Origin of the sequence: Sphaerimonospora mesophila (assembly GCF_001417795.1) — a bacterium.
Lineage (GTDB): Bacteria > Actinomycetota > Actinomycetes > Streptosporangiales > Streptosporangiaceae > Sphaerimonospora > Sphaerimonospora mesophila.
The window spans coordinates 741,789-763,291 of the sequence record NZ_BCBX01000030.1 but is presented as its reverse complement, the minus strand read 5'-3'; the positions used below and the strand labels follow the sequence as shown (position 1 = coordinate 763,291).

Here is a 21,503-nt window from a genome sequence, read left to right as displayed (position 1 = left end):
CTACGCGCCGCAGGGTGCGACACGGGGAGACGCGAGGCTGTGGATATCTTGGGTCAAGATCGGACCGGCCCGTGGCCCCAGACCGGGCGACTTTCGGTTTTCTTGTCCGGGGAGGAAGGGGCGGAGGCCTTTGAAACCTGCGATGGGGAGGCCACGGCTGGCCGAAGTGGGCAGGATTTCAGCAGAGTTAGGCAAGAGCACCCGTTGGGAGCTCGGGCGGCCGCAGGGCAGCGAACAGCTCAGGCTGCGCCGCTTGCTCCTGGCCGGTACGACTAATAAAGCTTCGCATGGTCACCCGACCACCCAAAGGAACCGACAGCAAGAGCTGAGAGGGCATCAGTAAAGTAGCTTCATGCAGCCGGAGGCTTCGCGGAGTGCGGAACTGTCGTTCGGCGCCGATCCGGAGAGCGGACCGCGACTGAGTGAGCGGGTCGCTGCCTGGGCCGCCCGCTGGGCGCGGGCGCACCGGAGGCTCCTGGTCGCGGCGGGGTTGAGCGAAGCGGCATTCGACGGGATGCCGGGCGTGATCGGCGTCGGCAGGGTCTCGCAAACATGGACGCGGTGAGGTGAGGGGTGGCGGGTCCGAGCAACCAACCCGACACTGGTTCCAGCAGTTGCGTTACAGGAAGCTGAAGTGAGGCTCAGGAGTAACGAAGCCGCTGCGAAGTGAGGCCGCGGTTTGACGGGGAAGAGTACATTAACCGGACGTGAGCCCGCCCAAGACCTCTGGAAGCGCCGTGTCTGACGTCGAGAATCCGTACGTGACGATCGTCCTGCCGTGCTACAACGAGCAGGACCACGTGATCGACGAGGTCGAGCGCATCTGCGCGGCGATGGACGACAGCGGTTACACCTACGAACTGCTGGCCGTGGACGACTGCTCCACGGACGAGACCCTGGCGCGGCTCCGCGAGGCTGCGCCGCGGTTCCCGCACATGCGGGTCAAGGCGTTCCACCGCAACGGCGGATCCGGCACGGTGCGCAGGATCGGCACCCAGGAGGCCCGCGGCGAGATCGTCGTGTGGACCGACGCCGACATGACGTATCCGAACGAGCGCATCCCCGAGCTGGTCCAGCTTCTGGAGAAGGACTCGACGATCGACCAGGTCGTCGGGGCGCGCACCAGCGAGGAGGGGTCGCACAAGGTCCTGCGGGTGCCGGCCAAGTGGTTCATCCGCAAGGTCGCCGAGCATCTGGCCGGACAGAAGATCCCCGACCTCAACTCGGGCCTGCGGGCCTTCCGCAAGTCGGTGGCGAAGCCGTACCTGCGGCTGCTGCCTCCGGGCTTCTCCTGTGTGACGACGATCACGCTGGCGTTCCTGTCGAACCAGCACGACGTCTACTACCTGCCGATCGAGTACGCCAAGCGGGCCGGGAAGTCGAAGTTCAGCTTCGTCTCCGACGCCTACCGCTACATCCTGCAGGTGCTGCGGATGATCATGTACTTCAACCCGCTCAAGGTGCTCATGCCGCCCGCCATCTGGCTGGTCGTCATCGCCGTGGTGAAGGGGCTGACCTGGGACATGATCAAGGACCCGTTCTCCCTGGCGCAGAACACGGTGACGATGTTCGTCAGCGGACTGATCATCGGCTCGATGGCGCTGCTGGCCGACCTGATCGTCCGGTCCAGAGACCATTAGGCGGGCCGCGCGTGAAGATCTCGATCGTCGGCCCCACCCATCCCTACAAGGGCGGCGGGGCGCAGCACACGACCGAGCTCGCCCACCGGCTGAGCGCCCGGGGCCACGACGTGGTGATCGAGTCGTGGCGTGCGCAGTATCCGGCGTTCCTCTATCCCGGGCAGCAGACGATCGACAGCCCGGAGGGCGAGCCGTACCCGCATACCCGCCGCGACCTCGACTGGCGGCGGCCGGACGGCTGGGTCCGCTGCGGCAGGCGGCTGCGCGCTGCCGACCTCGTCGTCCCCGCCGTGCTCAGCCCCGTGCAGGTGCCCGCCTACCTGGGCATTCTGTACGGCCTGCGCGGACGCGCCCCGGTCATCGCGCTGTGTCACAACGTGCTGCCGCACGAGCGCAAGCCGTACGACGTGCCGTTGATGAGGGCCCTGCTGCGGCGGGCCGGCGGGGTGCTCGTGCACTCGGAGCAGCAGGCGGGCGTCGCCCGCGAGCTCACCGGCACGCCGGTGCGGGTGGCCGCACTGCCGCCGCACCTGCCCGCGCGTAGCCCGGCCGCAGCCGGCGGACGTGAGCCGTACGGCAGGCTGCTGTTCTTCGGCATCGTCCGCCCCTACAAGGGCCTCGACCTGCTGCTGCGGGCACTGGCCCAGCTGCCGGACGTGGGCCTGACCGTGGCCGGGGAGTTCTGGGGCGGGCTGGAGGAGACCCGGGCGCTCGTCGCCGAGCTGGGCCTGACGGAACGGGTCGAGCTGCGGCCGGGGTACATCGCGGCCGAGGACGTGCCCGGCCTGTTCGCCGGGGTCGACGCCCTCGTGCTGCCGTACCGCTCGGCGACCGCGAGCCAGAACGTGTGGCTCGGCCACGAGCACGGCGTGCCGGTGATCGCGACCCGGGTCGGCGCGCTGGCCGACAACGTGTCAGACGGCGTCGACGGCCTGCTGGTGGAGCCCGACTCGGTGGGCGCGCTGGCCGAGGCGCTCAAGCGGTTCTACGAGCCCGGCATGCCGGAACGGCTGCGCGCCGGCGTCCGGCCGGTCGACCCCGAGCCCTACTGGAGCGCCTATTTGGACACGCTTCTCGCGTGATCTCACCGGCCCGGCGGATCGCGCGCCGGGCGGGCCGGGCGAAGGTACTGTTGGGCACCGTGGAACGGAACCCTGATCGCGGGCGTCGTGGCGGTGATCGGTCGTGAGCGCACAGCGGGCGGCCCAGCTCGAATACTCCGAGTTCCAGGCCGCGATGCTCGACGAGGACAAGCGCCGCAGGAAGGCCGCGAAGATCATCGCCGTGCTCGCGCACTTCCTGGGCAGGGAGAACGCCGATCCCGGTGAGATCCTCGCCGGGCTCACCGTCGGCGACGTGGGCTGCTCGGCCGGGTTCATCGCCGACGAGCTCGCCCGCGCCGGCGCGGCCCGCACGCTCGGTGTGGACATCGACGTGCCCGGGCTGCGGAAGGCGGCCGACCGGTTCGGCGCGCGGGTCGGGTTCGTCTGCGCCGACGGCGGCACGCTGCCGTTCCCGGACGGGTCGCTCGACGTGCTCGTCTTCAACCACATCTACGAGCACGTGGTCGACCCGGACGCGGTGATCGGGGACATGCACCGGGTGCTCGCCGACGACGGGGTCCTCTATCTCGGGCTCGGCAACCGGCTCGGCGTCATGGAGCCGCACTACAAGCTGCCCTTCCTGTCCTATCTGCCGCCCGCTGCCGCCGACCGGTACGTCAGGGCGTTCGGCCGGGCCGACCACTACTACGAGCGGTTCCGCACCCGTCGCGGTCTGCGGCGGATGCTGGAGGCCTTCCACGTGTGGGACTACACCTTCCCCGTGCTCGCCTCGCCGGAGCGGTTCGCCGGGGGCGAGCTGTTCCCCGGGCCGGTGGGCCGTGCCGTACGGGAGACCCTGGCGCGGACGCCGCGCGCCGCGCTGCACGCCCTCCTGCCCGTCGTGCCGACGTACCTCTGGGTCGCCACCAAGACGCCGCGGCGGCCGCTCGGCGGTGCGCTCCCACAGCCGCCCGAGCCGGTACGCACGCCGTGACGCTCGGCGAACCGGGGGAGGGGCGTGGGCCCGCCACGGCGTCGAGCGGCCGGACGAGCGTACGCAGGGTGGTCCGCGTGCTGTTCCTGCTCGTCGCACTCGGGTTCGGCGCATGGGCGATCGCCGGGCGGTGGGCCGAGGTCTCCGACGGGTTCGCCCGGCTGTCGTGGCCGGGGCTCGCCGGGTCGCTCGCGGCCGTGCTCGGCGCGCTCGTCGCGGGGATGATGATGTGGCGCGCGCTGCTGGCCGACCTCGGATCGCCGCTGGCGTTCCCGGACGCCGCCAAGATCTTTTTTGTCGGTCAACTCGGCAAGTACATCCCCGGGTCGCTGTGGCCCGTGCTCGCCCAGATGGAGATGGGGCGTGATCACGGTATTCCCAGATCGCGCAGCGCCGCCGCGTTCTTCCTGACCTATCCGGTCTATCTGGCGAGCGGGCTGCTGGTGGCGGCCGTCACGTTGCCCGTGTTGGCCGGGGAGTCCGTGGCCCGGTTCGCCTGGCTTCTGCTGCTCATCCCGGTGCTGGTCGCCGCGCTGCATCCGGCGGTCGTCAACGGCGTGATCGGCTTCGGGCTGCGCAGGCTGCGGCGGCCGCCGCTCGAACGGCCGCTCACCCGTCGCGGGGTGCTCGTCTCCGCGGGCTGGGCGCTGGCCGGCTGGGCGGCGTACGGCGTGCACCTCGCCCTCATCGTGCGTGGCCTCGGGGGCACCGGGGCGACGGCGGTGATCCTGAGCTTCGGGGCGTTCGCGCTGGCCTGGTGCCTGGGCTTCCTGGCGGTGATCGCGCCGGCCGGCGTGGGCGTCCGGGAGGTCGCCATGTTCGCCGCGCTGGCCCCCGTGCTCGATCAGGGCGCGGCCACCGCCGCCGTGCTCTGCTCCCGGCTGATCGTGTCGGTCGGCGACCTGGTCTGCGCGGCCCTGGCCGGCCTCGTCTCGCGGCGCGCCGTCTCTTCCTCCGGCGCTACCGAGAACGCCAAGCAGCACTGATATTCCGTACAAATCGCGCGTTCGCCTGGCATTTCCGCGTAATAGGGATGGGTTCCGAAATTCTCGGCCGGTCCCGCAGGTGATTCCCGCCACGGTTCGGGGGACTTCCGGGAAGAGAGTGAAGGTGAAGGGTGACCGCGGGAGGACTCTCCGTGATCGCCCGGTGAGCTGAAGGATGAGCTGAAGGATCACCGGGGGCTCATGGGGGAGTAGTCGGCACGGCCCCGGCCGCCCTCGCCGGATGACCGCCGGACCAATGAGTCCGGGCGGGGGCCCGCTCCCGCCGCCGGGGCTCGCCGAGGGGAGCGATCTGGTTGACACCCCGAGTGCTCGTCGACGCCGCGGCGGTTCCCGCCGATCGCGGCGCGCTGATCCGGTACGTCGACGGACTGGTCGCCGCCCTGCACGAGGTCGGCGCCGACCTCGCCGTGGTGTGCCAGCGCGCGGACGCCGAGCGGTACGGCAAGCTCGCCCCGACCGCACGGATCCTGGCCGGCCCGGTCGCCATCACCAACCGGGGCAAGCGCCTGGCGTGGGAGCAGTTCGGCCTGCCCGTCCTCGCCCAGCGCGCCGGGGCCGACGTGATCCATGCCCCGTACTACTCGATCCCGCTGCGCTCCGGCCTGCGGGTCGTGGCCACCATCCACGACGTGGCCTGCTTCACCGAGCCGGAGCAGCACGACACGGCCAGGGCGTCGTTCTTCCGCTCGGCCACGCGCACCGCCGTACGGCGGGCCGACCGGCTCATCGTGCCGTCCAAGGCCACGCGGGACGAGCTCGTCCGGGTGCTGGGGGCCGACCCGGCCAGGATCGACGTCGCGTATCACGGCGTGGATCCGACGCTGTTCCACCCGCCCGGCGAACGCGAGATCCGACAGGTCGCCGACCGGATCGGCCTGCACGGTCATCCGTACGTCGCCTATCTGGGCGCGCTGGAGCCGCGCAAGAACGTGCCGAACCTGATCCGCGGCTTCGCCGAGGCGGTGGAGCACCTGCCGGCGCCGCCGGCCCTGGTGCTCGCCGGCGGGCCGGGCTGGGACGGCGAGGTCGAGGCGGCGCTGGCCGGCCTGCCGTCCAGGATCAGGATCGTCCGGCCCGGATATCTCCCCTTCGCGGATCTGCCGGGCTTCCTCGGGGGCGCGCTCGTGGTCGCGTTCCCTTCGCGCAGCGAGGGGTTCGGGCTGCCGGTGCTGGAGGCGATGGCGTGCGGCGCGCCGGTGCTGACCACCCACCGGGGCTCACTTCCCGAGGTGGGCGGCGACGCGGTCGCCTACACGGAGCCGGACGCCGAGAGCGTCGCCGCCGCGCTGCGCGCGCTGCTCGAGTCGCCGAAACGGCGGGCGGCGCTGTCGGCGGCGGGGGTCGGCCGGGCCCGGGAGTTCACCTGGCGGCTGTCCGCAGAGGCCCATCTCGCGTCATATCGGCACGCGATGAACAGCTGAGCTCAGTGCCTCGGCCGCCAATCTTTGCCCTGTCGCGTCGTCCAGGGCGGCACCTCGCCGCGTTGTCGCCCCACCCACGAAAATTCCTCGCAGGCTCGGAATTTCCGCGGGGCCCGGGATCGTCGCCCATAGCTCCGCTATGGACTCCTCCTCCGCCTTGCGATGCACCACCCTGGACACCGCGCCGTTCGGACAAACCTTGGCGGCCGAGGCACTAGTCTGCCGGGCTATGGGTGACTCCAGTTCGCGATCGCTTGAGGCGATCCTCCTCGTCGGTGGTCAGGGAACGCGCCTGCGCCCGTTGACGATGTCGATTCCCAAACCTCTCCTGCCCACCGCCGGGGTGCCGCTGCTGGAGCATCAGCTCGCGCGCGCAGCCGCCGCCGGGGTGCGGCACGTGGTGTTCGCCACGGCCTATCGCGCGGAGATGTTCGCTGAAAGTTTCGGCGACGGCGACCGACTCGGGCTGGAGATAACGTACGTGACCGAGGACGTGCCGCTCGGCACCGGAGGCGCGATACGCAACGCGTCGGCGGCGCTGCGTTCGGGGCCGGACGACCCGGTCTTCATCCTCAACGGGGACATCATCTCGGGCCACGACATGACGGCCCAGATCGCGGCGCACGAGAAGGCCGACGCCGTCGTGACGCTGCATCTCACCACGGTGGAGGACCCGCGCAGGTACGGCTCTGTGCTGACCGAGGCCGACGGCCGGGTCAAGGCGTTCATCGAGAAGTCGCCGACTCCGATCACCGACCAGGTCAACGCGGGCTGCTACATATTCCGCCGCGGCGTCATCGACGAGATCCCGGCCGGCCGTCCGGTCTCGGTGGAATACGAGCTGTTCCCGAAGTTCCTGGCCGAGTCCGTGCCGATCATCGGGCACGTGGACCCGGCCTACTGGCTCGACGTGGGGACCCCGGCCGCTTTCGTCCAGTGCTGCTGCGACCTCACCCTCGGCCGGGTGCGGTCTCCCGCGCTGCCCGTCCAGGGAGTGCCCGCGCTCATCGGCGAGGGGGCGGTCATCGCCCCGGACGCCCAGGTCGCGGGCGGCTCGACGATCGGGGGCGGCGTGCTCGTCGCGTCCGGTGCGGTGGTCGACGGGAGCGTGGTGATGGACGGCGCCGAGATCGCCGAGGAGGCGAAGGTGTCGCGATCCGTGGTGGGGCGTGGCGCCAGGATCGGCCCGGGTGTCGTGGTCGAGGACGCGATCGTGGGTGACGAGGCAGTAGTCGAGGCGGGCAACGAACTCCGCGGCGGCGTCCGGATCTGGCCCAGGTCCGTAATATCGGACACGTCAATCAGGTTCTCCAGCGATATGTGATCATTCGTGTCCGATCTCTTTTCCGTGCCGGCGTCCGCCCCGCCACGGTCGTCCGAACGCGGGTGGCGGCCGGACGCGCCGGTCGACGTGGCGCTCACGCTGGCGCCCCACCGGCACGGGGGCTCCGATCCCACCTGGCGGCGCACTCCGGACGGCGCCGTCTGGCGTACGACCCGGACCCCCGACGGCCCCGCCACGCTGCGGATCACCACGGTGGACGGAGTCGGAGAGGTCCGCGCCCGGGCCTGGGGCCCCGGAGCGGAGTGGGCGCTGGAGACGCTGCCGGGGCTTCTCGGCGCGGACGACGACGTGTCCGGGTTCGCCGGTCTGCTGACCGACCTCGCCCGGCGGGCCCGTCTCGGCGAGACCGAGCAGGCACGGCGTGCGATGGTCGTCGCCCGAGCCGCCGCCCGTCATCCCGGGTTGCGCATCGGGCGATCCGCACGGGTCTTCGAGGCGCTGGTGCCGGCCGTGCTGGAGCAGAAGGTCGTCGGCAGGGAGGCCTGGCGGGCCTGGCGGTGGCTCGTCCGCCGGTACGGCGAGGCCGCGCCGGGACCGGCCCCCGAGGGGATGGCGGTGATCCCGCCACCCGAGGTGTGGCGGCAGATCCCCTCGTGGGACTGGCATCGGGCCGGGGCGGAGGCCGTACGGGCCAGGACCGTCGTCAACGCGGCACGCCACGCCGAGAAGCTGGAATCCACGTGTGGCGAGGCGGGCTCGGCCGAGGCGGACCGCCTGCTGCGGGCGCTGCCGGGCATCGGAGTGTGGACGTCGGCCGAGGTGCGCCAGCGTGCCCACGGGGACTGCGACGCGCCCAGCGTCGGCGACTACCATCTGCCGAGCATCCTCGGCTGGGCGCTGACCGGCCGGAAGACCGACGACGCCGGCATGCTCGCCCTGCTGGAGCCGTTCCGGGGGCACCGCCACCGGGTGATCAGGCTCATCGAGCTCAGCGGCGTCCGCCCGCCCGCTCGCGGTCCCCGAATGTCCGCCCGCGACTACCGCTCGTTCTGACATTCGCAGGATCACGGCGGAGAGCCCGGGTGCGAGGTCTCCGTGTTCGGAGCGCTTCGGGGCGCCGGGTCATCGGGGTCCGTCGGTTTCCAGTCGAGGCCGTCGCGGGTGTCGGCGCCGAAGAACGGGGCGAGCAGGGCGACGGCGGCGATGAAGACGAGCATGGCCCAGGACATCGGATCTCCCGTGAAACGCGTGCGGAGGGTGACCATTCGAGTGTGCTCAGCCGCGACTGTTCACGTCCAGTGAAATTTTCTTGCCGCTTTCATTAAGCTCTGCTGAAATATGGTGGATCTCGGATGGACCCGCCCCAGCCGGGCCCGTCGAAGTTTCGTACTGTTCATCGTGTGCGTAACGAAGTTGTGATCCCCACAGAGGCCGCGATGCGGCGGGCGCTCGCGCGGGCGCGGGACGGCAAGACGCTCGACACGGCCGAAGCCGCGGTCCTGCTGCAGGCGCGCGGGGACGACTTGGAAACCCTTCTCGAACACGCCTCGCGGGTCAGGGACGCGGGACTCGTCGCGGCCGGACGGCCTGGCGTGATCACCTATAGCCGCAAGGTCTTCATCCCCCTGACCCGGCTCTGCCGCGACCGCTGCGGCTACTGCACGTTCGCGACGGCCCCGCACAAACTGCCCAGCGCGTTCCTCTCCCCCGACGAGGTGCTGGAGATCGCCCGGCAGGGGGCGGAGATGGGCTGCAAGGAGGCCCTGTTCACGCTCGGTGACCGGCCGGAGGACCGCTGGCACCAGGCGCGGGAGTGGCTGGACGCGCACGGCTACGACGACACGCTGTCCTACGTGCGCGCGATGGCGATCCGCGTCCTGGAGGAGACCGGGCTGCTGCCGCATCTCAACCCCGGCGTGATGACCTGGCGCGACCTGCAGCGGCTCAAGCCGGTCGCGCCGTCGATGGGCATGATGCTGGAGACCACGTCGGAGCGGCTGTTCAGCGAGAAGGGCCAGGCGCACTACGGCTCTCCCGACAAGGACCCGGCCGTACGGCTGCGCGTGCTGGAGGACGCCGGACGGTCCAGCGTGCCGTTCACGACCGGCATCCTGATCGGCATCGGCGAGACCATCGGGGAGCGGGCCGATTCGATCTTCGCGATCCGCCGCGTGGCCAGGGAGTACGGCGGCGTCCAGGAGGTCATCGTCCAGAACTTCCGCGCCAAGCCCGACACCGCGATGCGCGGCATGCCCGACGCCGACCTGCACGAGCTGGCCGCGACGATCGCGGTGACGCGGCTCGTGCTCGGGCCGAGGGCGCGGGTCCAGGCCCCGCCCAACCTGATCGGCGACGAGTACGCCCTGATGGTCCGCGCGGGCATCGACGACTGGGGCGGCGTCTCCCCGCTCACGCCCGACCACGTCAACCCCGAGCGGCCGTGGCCGCAGATCGACGAGCTGGCGGACCGTACGGCGCGGGCCGGGTTCGAGCTGCGGGAGCGGCTGACGATCTATCCGGAGTACGTGCTGGCCGGGGAGCCCTGGCTGGACCCCCGGCTGCGCGATCACGTGGCCGCGCTGGCCGACCCGAGCACCGGCCTCGCCAGGGAGGGCGCGAAGCCGGTCGGCCGGCCCTGGCAGGAGCCGGACGGCGGGTTCGCCACCGGGATGCGCACTAGCGGCCGGGCCGACCTGCACGTCGCCATCGACGCCGAGGGGCGTACGGCCGACCGGCGGGACGACTTCGACAGCGTGTACGGCGACTGGGCCGCACTGCGCGACCGCCTTCCGGGCGGGAGCCGTACCGGCACGGCCGGTGCCGTGGTCGACGGCGTGGTGCGGGAGGCGCTGCGGCGCGCGGAGAGCGACCCGGCGCGGCTGACCGACGAGCAGGCGGTGGCGCTGCTGGGGCTCGCGGGCGACCAGACCGGCGCGGGGGCCGACGACGCGGGGCTGGACGAGCTGTGCCGGATCGCCGACCGGCTGCGCCGGGAGGCGGTGGGCGACGACGTCACCTACATCGTGAACCGGAACATCAACTTCACCAACGTCTGCTACACCGGCTGCCGGTTCTGCGCGTTCGCGCAGCGGCGGACCGACGCCGACGCCTACACGCTGTCGCTGTCGGAGGTGGCCGACCGGGCGCAGGAGGCGTGGGAGGCCGGGGCCACCGAGGTGTGCATGCAGGGCGGCATCCATCCGGATCTGCCGGGCACCGCCTACTTCGACATCGCGCGGGCGGTCAAGGAGCGCTGCCCGGACATGCACGTCCACGCGTTCTCCCCGATGGAGGTCATCAACGGCGCGAGCCGGACGAACATGTCGATCGAGGACTGGCTGCGGGCCGCCAGGGAGGCCGGGCTCGACTCGCTGCCGGGGACGGCCGCCGAGATCCTCGACGACGACGTCCGCTGGGTGCTCACCAAGGGCAAGCTCCCCGCCGCCGAGTGGATCGAGGTGATCACCACGGCGCACCGCCTGGGCATCCCGACGACCTCGACGATGATGTACGGCCACGTGGACACGCACGAGCACTGGGTGCGGCACATCCGGCTGATCAGGACGATCCAGGAGGAGACGGGCGGCTTCAGTGAGTTCGTGCTGCTGCCGTTCGTCCACCACAGCGCGCCCATCTATCTCGCCGGGATCGCCCGGCCGGGCCCGACGCCCCGTGAGAACCGGGCCGTGCACGCGCTCGCCCGGATCATGCTGCACGGCGCGATCGCGAACATCCAGTGCTCGTGGGTGAAGCTCCAGGACGAGCTGTGCCGTGCCGTGCTCGCGGGCGGGGTCAACGACATCGGCGGCACGCTGATGGAGGAGACGATCAGCCGGATGGCCGGGTCGGAGAACGGGTCCTACAAGACCATCGGCGACATCGCCGCCATGGTCGCGCCGACCGGCCGGCCACTGCGCCAGCGGACCACGTCGTACGGCACGCCGGACCCCGAGCGTCTGGCCGCGGCCGAGCGCAGCGACGGGGTGTGCCGCAGCGTGCGCACCCCACTGCGTCTGATCGACGGATGAGGGTGGGCCTTATCGACCTTGACGTCATCGCTGCGAAAACGGCCTCCGAACAGCGTTAACGTCAAGGTCGATTCCGGCGGGCCCGGTTCGCTGGGGAGTTTGTCCGAAATCCTGTCCCGGCCCGGACTCGCCGCGAGCCCGTGCGGCCTCAGCGGGTCACGATGAAGTCGGCGGGGTCGCGGCGCGGCCGGTCCCGTGGCGGCGCGGCGGCGTGGCCGATCGCCACGGCGCCCATCGGGTCCCAGTCGTCCGGCAGGCCGAGCACCTTGCGCACCACGTCGCGGCAGAACATCGTGGACGACACCCAGGCGGAGCCCAGTCCCTCGACGGCGAGCTGGACGAGGAAGTTCTCCACCCCCGCTCCCGTGGCGACCACGAACATCTCCCGCTCGGCCGCGTTCCTGCGCTCGTCGCGATAGGTGTGCGAGCCGTCCATCACCAGGCAGGGGACCGCCAGGTAGGGCGCGTTCCGCAGCACGTCGCCCCGCCTGATCCGGCGGGCGATCGACTCCTCGGAGAAGCCGTCCGCCCGCAGGTCCTCGATCCAGGCGTCCCGCATCGCGTCGAGCAGTGTCGTTCGCGACTCCGCGGTCTCCAGGAGGACGAACCGCCACGGCGTGGTGTGGTGCGGGGCCGGGGCGGTCACGGCCGCCGCCACCGCCCGGCGTACGGCCTCCGGGTCGACGGCCTCGGCGGTGAACTCGCGGATCGTGCGGCGGGCGTGCACCACGTCGGCCGAGCCGTACCGGAACATGTCCATGTCGGCGGGCCGCACCAGCGCGCGGGCGCCGGGGCCGTCGTCGGCCGTGACCAGGCCGGGCAGGCCGCGTACGACGGCCACCGGCACGCCGGAGAGCTTGCCCTTGACCAGCTCGGCGGCGGCCGCCAGCTCGTCGACGAGCGCGGTGACGGTCGCCGACAGCTCGTTGCCGTAGGCGTCGGACCTCCCGCGGAAGTCGTCGAGCGGCCGGACCCCCGCCGCGCCGATCGCCACGTCGGTCAGGCCGTTCCGCCACGGGCGGCCGAACGTGTCGGAGACGATCACGCCGACCCTGATCCCGAGACGCTCGTGCAGCCCCCGGCGGATCCGGCGGGCGGACTCGTCCGGGTCCACGGGCAGCAGCAGGACCGTGCCGGGGGAGGTGTTGGAGGCGTCGACCCCGGCCGCCGCCATGACGAAACCGTGCCGCGTCTGTGCGATCACGGTGTCGCCGCGACGGGCGACCACCCGGGCCGTCTCCTCTTCGATGGCGGAGGCACGGCCGTCGCCCTGTTCCGTACGGCTCTGTGTTGTACCGGTCCGGCGGATCCGGCCCTCGGCCTTGCTGACGATTTTGGAGGTCACGACGAGGATGTCGCCGTCGGCCAGGCCGTCGGTCAGGTCGGGTACGGCTCGCGCGACGAGGTCGGCGATGTCGTCGCCGGGCCGTACTTCGGGCAGTCCGGGCACGCCGGTGATGGCGATGGTGGTCACGGTTTCCTCAATGCAAGATCACGGACGGTGTCGTCCCTGGTGAGGGTGGTCGGCTGCGAGAAACTGCAAGATCACGGACGGTGTCGTCCCTGGTGGGGATGGTCGACTGCGAGAAACTGCAAGATCACGCGAGGGGGCGGGGGGTGGTGGTGAGGAGGGTGGCGAGGCCGAGGGCGGCCGCGGCGAGGTCTCTGGTGGCCTCGGGGGAGTCCATGAGCAGCGGCCGGGCCTCGACGGTCACCCCGTCGAGGTGGACGCCCTTGTCCTGCTCGGCCACGAGCCACCCGTCGATCAGGCGTGAGCCGTACAGCTCGAGGACGGCCTGGGCGGTGGTCTGGACGCCGATCGCGGTCAGGCAGGCGTCGGCCATGCCGCGGACGGGCGCGCCGCCGATGATCGGGGAGACGCCGACGACGGTCTTCTCCTCCAGCGCCGTCCGGATGCCGGGGATCTGGAGGATCGCACCGATGCTGACGACCGGGTTCGAAGGCGGAAAAATCACGAAATCGGCGTCTCGGATGACCTCCAGGACGCCGGGAGCCGGACGCGCCGCCTCGGCGCCCACGAGCGCGATCTGCTCGGCCGGCACGGATGCCCGCAGCCGCACCCACCACTCCTGGAAGTGGATCGCGCGCCTGCCGCCGTCGTCGGAGACGACCACGTGGGTCTCGGTCCGGTCGTCGGACATCGGCAGCAGTCGCACGCCCGGCCGCCAGCGCACGCACAGCGCCTCGGTCACCTGGGAGAGCGGATAGCCGGCCGCCAGCATCTGGGTGCGCACGATGTGCGTCGCGAGGTCACGGTCGCCCAGGCCGAACCACTGGGGCTCCATCTCGTAGGCGGCCAGCTCCTCCTTGACGGCGAAGGTCTCATCCGAGCGCCCCCAGCCCTGCTCCTCGTTGATGCCGCCGCCCAGGGTGTACATGACGGTGTCGAGGTCGGGGCAGACGCGCAGGCCGAAGAGCGTGATGTCATCTCCGGTGTTGCCGATCACGGTGATCTCGGCGTCGGGGGCCGCCGCCTTGAGGCCGCGAAGGAAGCGGGCGCCGCCGATTCCTCCGGCGAGGGACACGATTCGCATGTCTCTCAGTCTTCCATCGAGCCGCGGGTGAACGACCACCCCTGACATGGGATGATGGAGGTAAATGGTAGGCCATCGCCGCTTACGAGGTTCTTGTGAGTGCCGACACCAATGTCGGCCATGTGCAAAACTTCCCCGAGCGTCGTTTTGACCGATGGGGGTCCCCATGCTCAAGGCCGATACCGGCCGGCTGCGCGAGCCGGCCGCTTTGATCATGCTCGCGGTGCTGGTCACGAGCACCCTCGTCGGCATCGCACGGATGCTGATCAGCTCGGGGGCGTACGCCTCGCCCTTCGGCATCCGGGCCGCCGTCGCCCTGTCGGTCCTCGTGTCCCCGGTGCTCACCGGCCTCGCCGCGGGCGCGGTGCTGCTCGTGACCAAGTTCGGCGCGCCGACCCCGCGTGCCCGCCTGGTCGCGCTCGGCTCGGCCGGGACGCTCGGCCTGGGCGTCCTCTTCAGCCTCGTCGGCGTGTTCGGGGTGCTGTTCGGCGACGGCTTGACCTTCCGCGACACGTTCGAGTATCTGATCAGCGGTCTTCCCATGATCGCGTTTGCCGCGCTGGGCATCGTCTTCGCGATCAGGTCCGCCGCCGACCTTCAGCCCGGTGCCGCCTCGGCCGCGCCGTACGACCGGCCGGGACAGAGCTTCTACGGCGCACCGCACAACGACGGCTACGCCGCCCAGGGACAGCCCTACGCTCCCGGCCTCCCCCAGAGCGGGCAGCAGGGCGGCCTTCCCCAGGGCGGGCAGCAGGGCGGGCACGACGAGGGCGGCTACGGACCCGGCCACGGCCAGGGCATGCCCGCGCAGTCCGCGCAGCAGGGCCACCCCGCGCCGCCCGGGGCCATCCCGCCGACGCCCGGCCACCCGGGTCAGTACGGCCAGCCCGGGCAGTACGGCGACGCGCCCGGCGCAGGCCAGGGACAGCAGGGCCAGTACGGCCAGTCCGGGCCGGGCCCCAACCATCAGGCCCCCAACCAGCAGGACCATGGTCAACAGGGTCATGGGCAACAGGACCACGGCCAACCGGGTCACGGTCAACAGGACCACGGTCAGCAGGATCACGGCCAGCAGGGCCCGGGCAGGCACGGGCACGGTCAGCCGGAGCAGGGGCCGGGCCAGGACCAGGGGCAGGCGGCGCCCGCCACCTCATACCCGCAGCTGCCGCCACCCCCGTCGGCGTCCGAACAGCAGCAGTACGCCCACGACCCGTACGGGACTCCGTACGCGGGGCAGGACCGCGGTCAGGGGGCCTTCAGCCAGGACCGCTCCCAGGACCCCTACGCAGACCCCTACGCTCAGAACGCCGCTTACCCGCAGAACGGCGCACCCGGCCAGGACAGGCCGGCGGAGCCGTACGGCCAGCCCGCCCAGCCGCAGCACCAGCAGCAGTCGTGGTCGACGGCGGAGCACAACCACCTGCCCGCGGCGCCCGCCCCGGGGCAGGGGCACCAGCCGTTCCAGACGGGGGCGCACTATCCCGACTATTCCGACCAGTACGGCGCCACGCCTCCCCCCGCCGCGCCGAACCAGGGCGGACCCGGCGAGTCACCGCAGCAGCAGGGCGGGCAGCACCATTCGCCCCAGCACCAGCCCCCGCAGCAGCAGGGCGGGCAGCACCATTCCCCGCAGCACCATTCCCCACAGCATCAGGCCCCGCAGCAGCAGGGGCAGCCCTCCGGCGGCTATCCCTCGCCCCCGCAGGGCCCGGTGTTCGACCAGTACGGCTATGCCGGCCAGCAGTCCGGCGCCGAGGCGGGCTTCGGCCAGGGCGCCTATTCCGACCCCGCGTACGGATCGTCCCCCTCCCCGGCGGCGCCCTACGATCAGAGCCCGCAGTACGGCCAGCAGGGCGGCTCGCCGTTCGGCGGCTACTCCGGCCCGCAGTTCGCCCACCAGGCGGCCGAGCAGCCACCCGCCACCCCGTCCTTCGACTCGGGCTTCGAGTCGTCCTTCGGCGACGGGCCGACGTACGAGAACGCGACCGACCCGCGCGAGCAGCAGATCGCGCAGGCGTACCAGCAGGCGCAGAACTACCAGCAGCAGGCCAGGCCGTCCGATTACTCCAGTGGACCGACCGGGCCGCTGAACGGCCCGCAGGACTATCAGGACTTCTACGACAGCCCGCTCGGCCACCCGCAGTCGTCCGAGCGCCCCGCCTACCCGGTCTCCGGCGGCGACTCCGCAGACCAGACCGTGCGGTTCGACCCGGCCGCCTATCAGGGAGATCAGCTGAGCGGCCCCGGCCAGGTCATGAATCCGGGCAGGCGAGAGGAGCCCATCGACCCCACTGCGATCTACGCCCCCGACAGGTCCCAGGCAAAGTATGAGGAAGGTTCCGGCAGCGATCAGTCAGGCCGTGGAACCGACCCCAACCTCCCTTGGTATGGTTCCGATCGCTGACTAGGCCGAAGAGCGCTACGGATGAACCGGGGCAAGCGGGTCTTTCCCCGGGTATCGTTATGCCGCTTGACGCCACACGCGCTACGTGCGTGTAATTACAGACATGTTGTTACGCCTTCTCGCGGGTGGGTATAGGGGGAGGCGTTTTATGGGGGGCTCCATGTGGGCGGGCGAGCGACAGGGAGGTGTGCATTGACCGATCTGGTCATGGCACAGGCGCTCGATGGCGAAGATCTTGGGTGGCAGGAACGCGCCTTGTGCGCGCAGACCGACCCGGAGGCGTTCTTTCCCGAGAAGGGTGGCAGCACTCGGGAGGCCAAGAAGGTGTGCCGCTCGTGTGAGGTGCGGGCCGAGTGCCTGGAGTACGCACTTGAGCATGATGAGCGGTTCGGCATCTGGGGCGGGCTGTCGGAGCGTGAACGCCGCAGGCTCAAGCGTCAGGCGGGCTGAACGGCCCGTTTCGGCGGACCCCGGACGACGGGTGTCTCCGTCGGGCGAACGGGTCCGGTTCGATGCCGGTTTTCCACGCATGTGATCGGGCGGGTCCGGGGTGCCGTATCGTGGTCGGCGCTCAGCCGAAATGACCCCCCCAAGGATTCGACGTGCACTCGGTCACCGCGATCGTCGTCGCTCACGACGGCGCCCGATGGCTCAAGGAGACGCTGGCGGCGGTGCTGCGCCAGACCCGGCCCCTTGACCGCGTCGTCGGCGTCGACAACGGCAGCCGCGACGGCAGCGGGCGGATTCTGGTCGAGGCGTTCGGCAGCGGCAGCGTACTGACCCTTTCGAGGTCGACCGGCTTCGGCGAGGCCGTACACGACGTGCTGCGGCGTCTGCCGCCCGCGCCGGTCCAGACGTGGGCGGGGCACGAGCCGGGGCAGGTGCGGGAGTGGCTGTGGCTGCTCCACGACGACTGCGCGCCCGACGCGGGCGCGCTCCAGGCGCTGCTCGCCGCCGCCGACCGGGACCCCAAGGCGGCCATCCTCGGGCCCAAGCTCCGCGACTGGCTCGACCGGCGGGTGCTGCTGGAGATCGGTGTGACGGTCAGCAGGTCGGGGCGGCGCGACACGGGTCTGGAGCCGAGGGAGTACGACCAGGGTCAGCACGACGGCGCGCACGGCGTGCGGGACGTGCTGTCGGTCTCCACGGCCGGCATGCTGATCCGCCGCGACGTCTGGGAGGAGTTATCCGGGCTCGACCCGGATCTCCCGCTCTTCCGTGACGATCTGGACCTGTGCTGGCGAGCCAGGACGGCGGGCCATCGCGTGCTCAACGTGACCGACGCCGTCGCCTGGCACGCGGAGGCGTCCGCCCGGCGCCGCAGGCGCATCGCGACCAGCGACGAACACCCGCGCCGGCTCGACCGGCGCAACGCGCTGTTCGTCATCATGGCGAACGTGCCGCTGCGGGCGCTGCTGCTGTCGGTGGTGCGCAACGTGTGCGGGTCGCTCGTGCGGACGCTGCTGTTCCTGGTGGCCAAGCAGCCCGCCAACGCCCTGGACGAGGTGGTCGCGCTCGGCTCGATCTTCCGCCATCCGCTGCGGCTGTATCGGGCGCGCAAGGCCCGCAGGAAGGGCAGGAAGCAGGGGTACCCGGCGGTCCGGCGCCTGCTCACGCCGCCGGGGGCGGCCTTCCGGCGGCTGGCCGACATGCTGCAGAGCTTCCTGGCCGGCGCGGGCCCCGTCGACTCCTCGGGCCGCCATCATGCGGGACTCGGGGCAGGCGAGACCGCGCAGGAGGAGGGGGAGGAGCTGCTCGCCGACGCGGGCGTGCTCCAGCGGGTGTTCAGCAACCCCGGGGTGCTGCTCTGCCTCGCGCTCACCGCGGTCACGCTGGCGGCCGAGTGGCCGCTTCTTGTGGGCGACCAGAGCGGCGGAGAACTGCTCGGGGGCGGCGCCCTGACGCCGGTCGTCGGTGGTGCGGCGGATCTGTGGCGGTTGTACGCGGAGGGGAACCACACCGCCGGGCCGGGCTTCGCCTCCTGGGCCCCGCCGTACGTCGCGGTGCTCGCGGCGCTGTCGACTGTCGCTTTCGGCAAGACCTGGCTCGCGGTCAGCGTGCTCCTGCTGGGCTGTGTGCCGCTGGCCGGACTTTCGGCGTATGCCGCCACCAAGAGGATGATTCCGTACACCCCGGCCCGGGTCTGGCTGGCGGCCACCTACGCGCTGCTGCCGGTCGCGACCGGCGCCATCGCGAGCGGGCGGCTCGGTACGGCGATCGTCTTCGTGCTGCTCCCGGTGTACGCGGCGCTCGGCACCCGGGTGGTCGCCGGATCTCGCCGTGCGGCCTGGGGATTCGGCCTGCTCCTCGCGGTCGGAACGGCCTTCGTCCCCCTCGTCTACATCCTGGTCGCGGTGCTGGGCGCGCTCGCCGCCGTGTCCTTCGGCGGCATCCGGCGGGGCATGCGTACGTCGCTGGCGATCGGTCTCGGCACCCCCGTCCTCCTGCTGTTCCCCTGGCTGGCCGAGCTCGTACGGGAGCCGGGCCGCATCCTGCTGGAGGTCGGCCTGCGCGACCCCGCCCTGGCCGATCCCCGCCTGCCCGCCGAGTCGCTGCTCATGCTGAGCCCGGGCGGCCCGGGCGTGCCCCCGTTCTGGGTGACCGCCGGTCTGGTCGCCGTCGCCCTGGCCGCGCTGCTGCTGCGCCGCGACCAGATGATCGTGGTGATCGGCTGGGGGGTCGTGCTCTTCGGCGTGCTCATCGCCATCGTCGTCAGCCGCGTCGTGGTCGACGGAGTCCCGGTCTGGCCCGGCGTGCCGATGGCGCTGGCCGCCACCGGCCTGCTGCTGGCCGCCGCGCACCCCGCCTACCGGATCAAGGAGTTCCGCGCGGCAGGCGGGTTGCGCCGTCTGGGTGCGCTGCTCATCGTGGTCGTCGCCTTCGCGACCCCGATCGCGGCCGCGTCGCTGTGGGTGAAGTCCGGCGCCGACGGGCCGCTGCGGCGCACCGTGCCCGATCCGATGCCCGCCCTGGCCGCCCTCGGATCCGCGGACGGCGAGGGCACGCTGCTGCTGCGGCACAGGGACGGGCGCGTCGCCTACACGGTCCTCCACGGCAGGGCCCCGTTGCTCGGCGAGGCCGACCTGGAGCCGCCGGACGAGGAGCGGCGGCGGCTCACCGACGCCGTGGCCGGGCTCGCCTCCGGCCGCGGCGGCGCCTACATCCAGACGATCGCGTCCTTCGGGGTCCGGTTCGTCACCGTGCCCGCTCCCGTCGACCCGGCCCTGCGGCGTGCGCTGGACTCCGAGCCCGCCCTGGTGCGGATGAGCCTGTCGCCGGTGGGCGGGCTGTGGCGGATGGCTCAGCCGGTCACCGTACCCGCACGCCCGGCCGGTGACGACGGCAGGCGCCGGGCCTGGCTGTGGGGCCAGGGGGCGCTGCTCGCGCTCGTGCTCATTCTCGCTTCGCCGGGCCGTACGACCAGGGAGGAGGAGTACGGCGAAGCCGACGTGCCGATGGAGGAGGAGCCCGCCGGGGGCCGGCGCAGGGCCGGCCGTCGCGCCAAGGCCGCCGGGACCGGGGAGGACAGGGCGGCGGAGGACAGGGCGAAGGCGAACAGAGTGGGCGCATGAAAGCCGTGATCGAGAACCGCTTCGGCCTGCTCGCCCTGGTGCTGGTCGCGCTGGCCGCGCTGTACGGCGCCGCCTATGTCGGTCGGCCCGCCCCGGTGGCGCAGGCCCGGCCGCAGGCGGTGAAGGCCCCGGTGGAGGCGGTCTCCCTGGTGTGCCCGGCCCCCGGCGGCAGCCGGATGAGCGTGGTGACCCCGCCCGGCGCCGAGGGGGCCGGTGCTGAGGGAGCCGGCAGTGCCGTGCTCACGCAGGTGCGCGCACCCGGGGCGGGTGGGGACGGCAAAGCCGACAAGAAGGGCAAGGGCGACAAAAAGGATAAGGATGGCGAGGACGGGGAATCCCGGAAGCCGGAGGCGGTGATCGACAGGCCGGGCGTGCTGTGGCAGCGAGAGATGCCCGCCGGCGGCGGGCCCGTCATGGTGGCGGCAACCGGCTCGATGGCCCCCGGGCTGGAGAGCGCGCAGACCGCCCGTGAGACCTCCGGAACCCAGCGCGGGCTGGCGGGTGTCCGCTGTGTCGAGCCCGGCGCCGAGACCTGGTTCGTCGGTCCCGGCCCGGCCGGGGCGGACGTACGGCTCTATCTCGCCAACGCCGACGCCGCGCCCGCCGATGTGTCCCTCATGATCTATTCGGGTGAGGGTCCGGTGCTGAGCGAGCGGGGGAGCGGGGTGATCCTCCAGCCGGGCGAGCGTCAGGTGATCGACCTGCGTGACGTCGCGCCCTCGCCCCTGGTGATGGCGCTGCGCGTGAGCACGGGCAACGGACGTGTGGCCGCGGCCGTCAAGGTCTCCTTCGGCGGGAGGGGCGTCGACTGGCTGCCGGCCGCCGCCGCGCCGGCCACCACGGTGGTCGTCCCCGGCATCCCCGGCACGGCGGGCCGCCGCGAGTTGTACGTCGCCGCCCCCGGTGAGGAGGACACGGTCGTCCAGGTGAAGGCCGTGCTCAAGGACGGCTTCTACGCCCTGAAGAACAAAGAGGACGTCGACGTGCCGGCCGGGTCCACGGCGACGCTGGACCTGACGACCGGCGTCGGCGGGCAGCCCGCCGCCCTGGTGTTGACCTCGGATGTGCCGATCGTCGCCGGGATGGTGATGACCGGGACCGGATCGTCCCCGGATGTCGCGTTCATCGCCGGGGCGCAGCCGATCGATCTCGGCAGCGTGGTGGCCGACGGCCGGACCTCACGCAAGCAGACCTCGCGCCTCGTGCTGTCGGCCCCGTTCGCCGCGGGAGCCGTACGGATCCGGATCCTGCCCAAGGAGGGGACGGCGCCCGAGCCGATGGACGTTCCGGTGCCGGCCGGCCGGACCAGGGAGGTCAAGCTCCGGCCACCGGCGGAGACCGGCTCGGCCTTCGCCGTCGTCGTGCAGCCGCAGCCCGGCTCCGGCCCGGTGTACGGCGGTCGCGTGCTCGACGAGCCGACGCGCGAGGGGCTGCTGATCACCGCGCAGCCGCTCGCGCTCGCGCGGATCTGGGCGCTCGTTCCGCCCACGGTCGATTCCCCGGGCGCCGTTCTCCCCTGAAACCCGTTCTCCTCTGAAACCCGCCAGTCGAAAG

General features: G+C 71.9%; 16 protein-coding genes. 13 read left to right on the top strand and 3 right to left on the bottom strand.

The annotated features are described in order from the left end of the window. The first annotated feature begins 352 nt into the window (after nucleotides 1-352). The 8 genes from AP234_RS03700 (at nucleotide 353) to AP234_RS03665 (ending at nucleotide 8,443) form a co-directional block, all read left to right on the top strand. Nucleotides 353-565 (top strand): hypothetical protein, encoded by a 213-nt coding sequence (locus AP234_RS03700; RefSeq protein WP_055478043.1) that lies wholly within the window; start codon nucleotides 353-355, stop codon nucleotides 563-565. 172 nt (nucleotides 566-737) lie between these two features. Next, complete coding sequence (locus AP234_RS03695; protein ID WP_083501731.1) at nucleotides 738-1,640, top strand: glycosyltransferase family 2 protein; 903 nt, start codon at nucleotides 738-740, stop codon at nucleotides 1,638-1,640. Nucleotides 1,641-1,651: 11 nt separating this feature from the next. Then, a complete protein-coding gene (locus tag AP234_RS03690; RefSeq protein WP_055478041.1) occupies nucleotides 1,652-2,722 on the top strand; it encodes a glycosyltransferase family 4 protein in 1,071 nt (356 codons plus the stop codon). 103 nt (nucleotides 2,723-2,825) lie between these two features. Then, complete coding sequence (locus AP234_RS03685; protein WP_200926200.1) at nucleotides 2,826-3,677, top strand: class I SAM-dependent methyltransferase; 852 nt, start codon at nucleotides 2,826-2,828, stop codon at nucleotides 3,675-3,677. Further along, the gene (locus AP234_RS03680) at nucleotides 3,674-4,663 is read left to right on the top strand and encodes a lysylphosphatidylglycerol synthase domain-containing protein (RefSeq protein WP_083501730.1); all 990 of its coding nucleotides are present in this window, start codon (nucleotides 3,674-3,676) and stop codon (nucleotides 4,661-4,663) included. Before AP234_RS03685 ends, AP234_RS03680 begins: the two co-directional genes overlap by 4 nt. A gap of 314 nt (nucleotides 4,664-4,977) precedes the next feature. Beyond that, complete coding sequence (locus tag AP234_RS03675) at nucleotides 4,978-6,105, top strand: glycosyltransferase family 4 protein (protein ID WP_055478039.1); 1,128 nt, start codon at nucleotides 4,978-4,980, stop codon at nucleotides 6,103-6,105. Between the two features lie 229 nt (nucleotides 6,106-6,334). After that, on the top strand, nucleotides 6,335-7,429 hold the full coding sequence (locus tag AP234_RS03670; RefSeq protein WP_055478038.1) for a sugar phosphate nucleotidyltransferase: 1,095 nt from the start codon (nucleotides 6,335-6,337) through the stop codon (nucleotides 7,427-7,429). 6 nt (nucleotides 7,430-7,435) lie between these two features. Beyond that, the gene (locus tag AP234_RS03665) at nucleotides 7,436-8,443 is read left to right on the top strand and encodes a DNA-3-methyladenine glycosylase family protein (RefSeq protein ID WP_235557935.1); all 1,008 of its coding nucleotides are present in this window, start codon (nucleotides 7,436-7,438) and stop codon (nucleotides 8,441-8,443) included. A gap of 11 nt (nucleotides 8,444-8,454) precedes the next feature. Here AP234_RS03665 and AP234_RS37035 read toward each other — a convergent pair whose 3' ends face one another. Further along, nucleotides 8,455-8,619, bottom strand: coding sequence for a hypothetical protein (locus AP234_RS37035; RefSeq protein WP_160330372.1), 165 nt, complete (start codon nucleotides 8,617-8,619; stop codon nucleotides 8,455-8,457). A 207-nt stretch (nucleotides 8,620-8,826) separates the two neighbouring features. Between AP234_RS37035 and AP234_RS03655 the strand changes: the two genes are divergently transcribed. Continuing rightward, the gene (locus tag AP234_RS03655; RefSeq protein ID WP_055478242.1) at nucleotides 8,827-11,418 is read left to right on the top strand and encodes a bifunctional FO biosynthesis protein CofGH; all 2,592 of its coding nucleotides are present in this window, start codon (nucleotides 8,827-8,829) and stop codon (nucleotides 11,416-11,418) included. A 148-nt stretch (nucleotides 11,419-11,566) separates the two neighbouring features. Here AP234_RS03655 and AP234_RS03650 read toward each other — a convergent pair whose 3' ends face one another. Continuing rightward, nucleotides 11,567-12,892: a coenzyme F420-0:L-glutamate ligase gene (locus AP234_RS03650; RefSeq protein ID WP_055478036.1), complete on the bottom strand. Its 1,326-nt coding sequence runs from the start codon at nucleotides 12,890-12,892 to the stop codon at nucleotides 11,567-11,569. Nucleotides 12,893-13,016: 124 nt separating this feature from the next. After that, entirely contained in the window at nucleotides 13,017-13,973 is a 957-nt protein-coding gene (cofD, locus tag AP234_RS03645; protein ID WP_055478035.1) for a 2-phospho-L-lactate transferase, read from the bottom strand. A gap of 166 nt (nucleotides 13,974-14,139) precedes the next feature. On the opposite strand from cofD, the gene AP234_RS03640 reads away from it, so the two are divergent. The 4 genes from AP234_RS03640 (at nucleotide 14,140) to AP234_RS03625 (ending at nucleotide 21,469) form a co-directional block, all read left to right on the top strand. Beyond that, nucleotides 14,140-16,377 carry a hypothetical protein gene (locus tag AP234_RS03640; protein WP_152990210.1) on the top strand — a complete coding sequence of 746 codons (2,238 nt, stop codon included), beginning with the start codon at nucleotides 14,140-14,142 and terminating at the stop codon, nucleotides 16,375-16,377. Nucleotides 16,378-16,584: 207 nt separating this feature from the next. Beyond that, entirely contained in the window at nucleotides 16,585-16,827 is a 243-nt protein-coding gene (locus tag AP234_RS03635; protein ID WP_200926223.1) for a WhiB family transcriptional regulator, read from the top strand. Between the two features lie 152 nt (nucleotides 16,828-16,979). Then, complete coding sequence (locus AP234_RS03630; RefSeq protein ID WP_083501728.1) at nucleotides 16,980-19,949, top strand: glycosyltransferase; 2,970 nt, start codon at nucleotides 16,980-16,982, stop codon at nucleotides 19,947-19,949. After that, nucleotides 19,946-21,469 carry a DUF5719 family protein gene (locus AP234_RS03625; protein WP_055478032.1) on the top strand — a complete coding sequence of 508 codons (1,524 nt, stop codon included), beginning with the start codon at nucleotides 19,946-19,948 and terminating at the stop codon, nucleotides 21,467-21,469. The genes AP234_RS03630 and AP234_RS03625 overlap by 4 nt, the downstream gene beginning before the upstream one ends. Nucleotides 21,470-21,503: the final 34 nt, after the last annotated feature.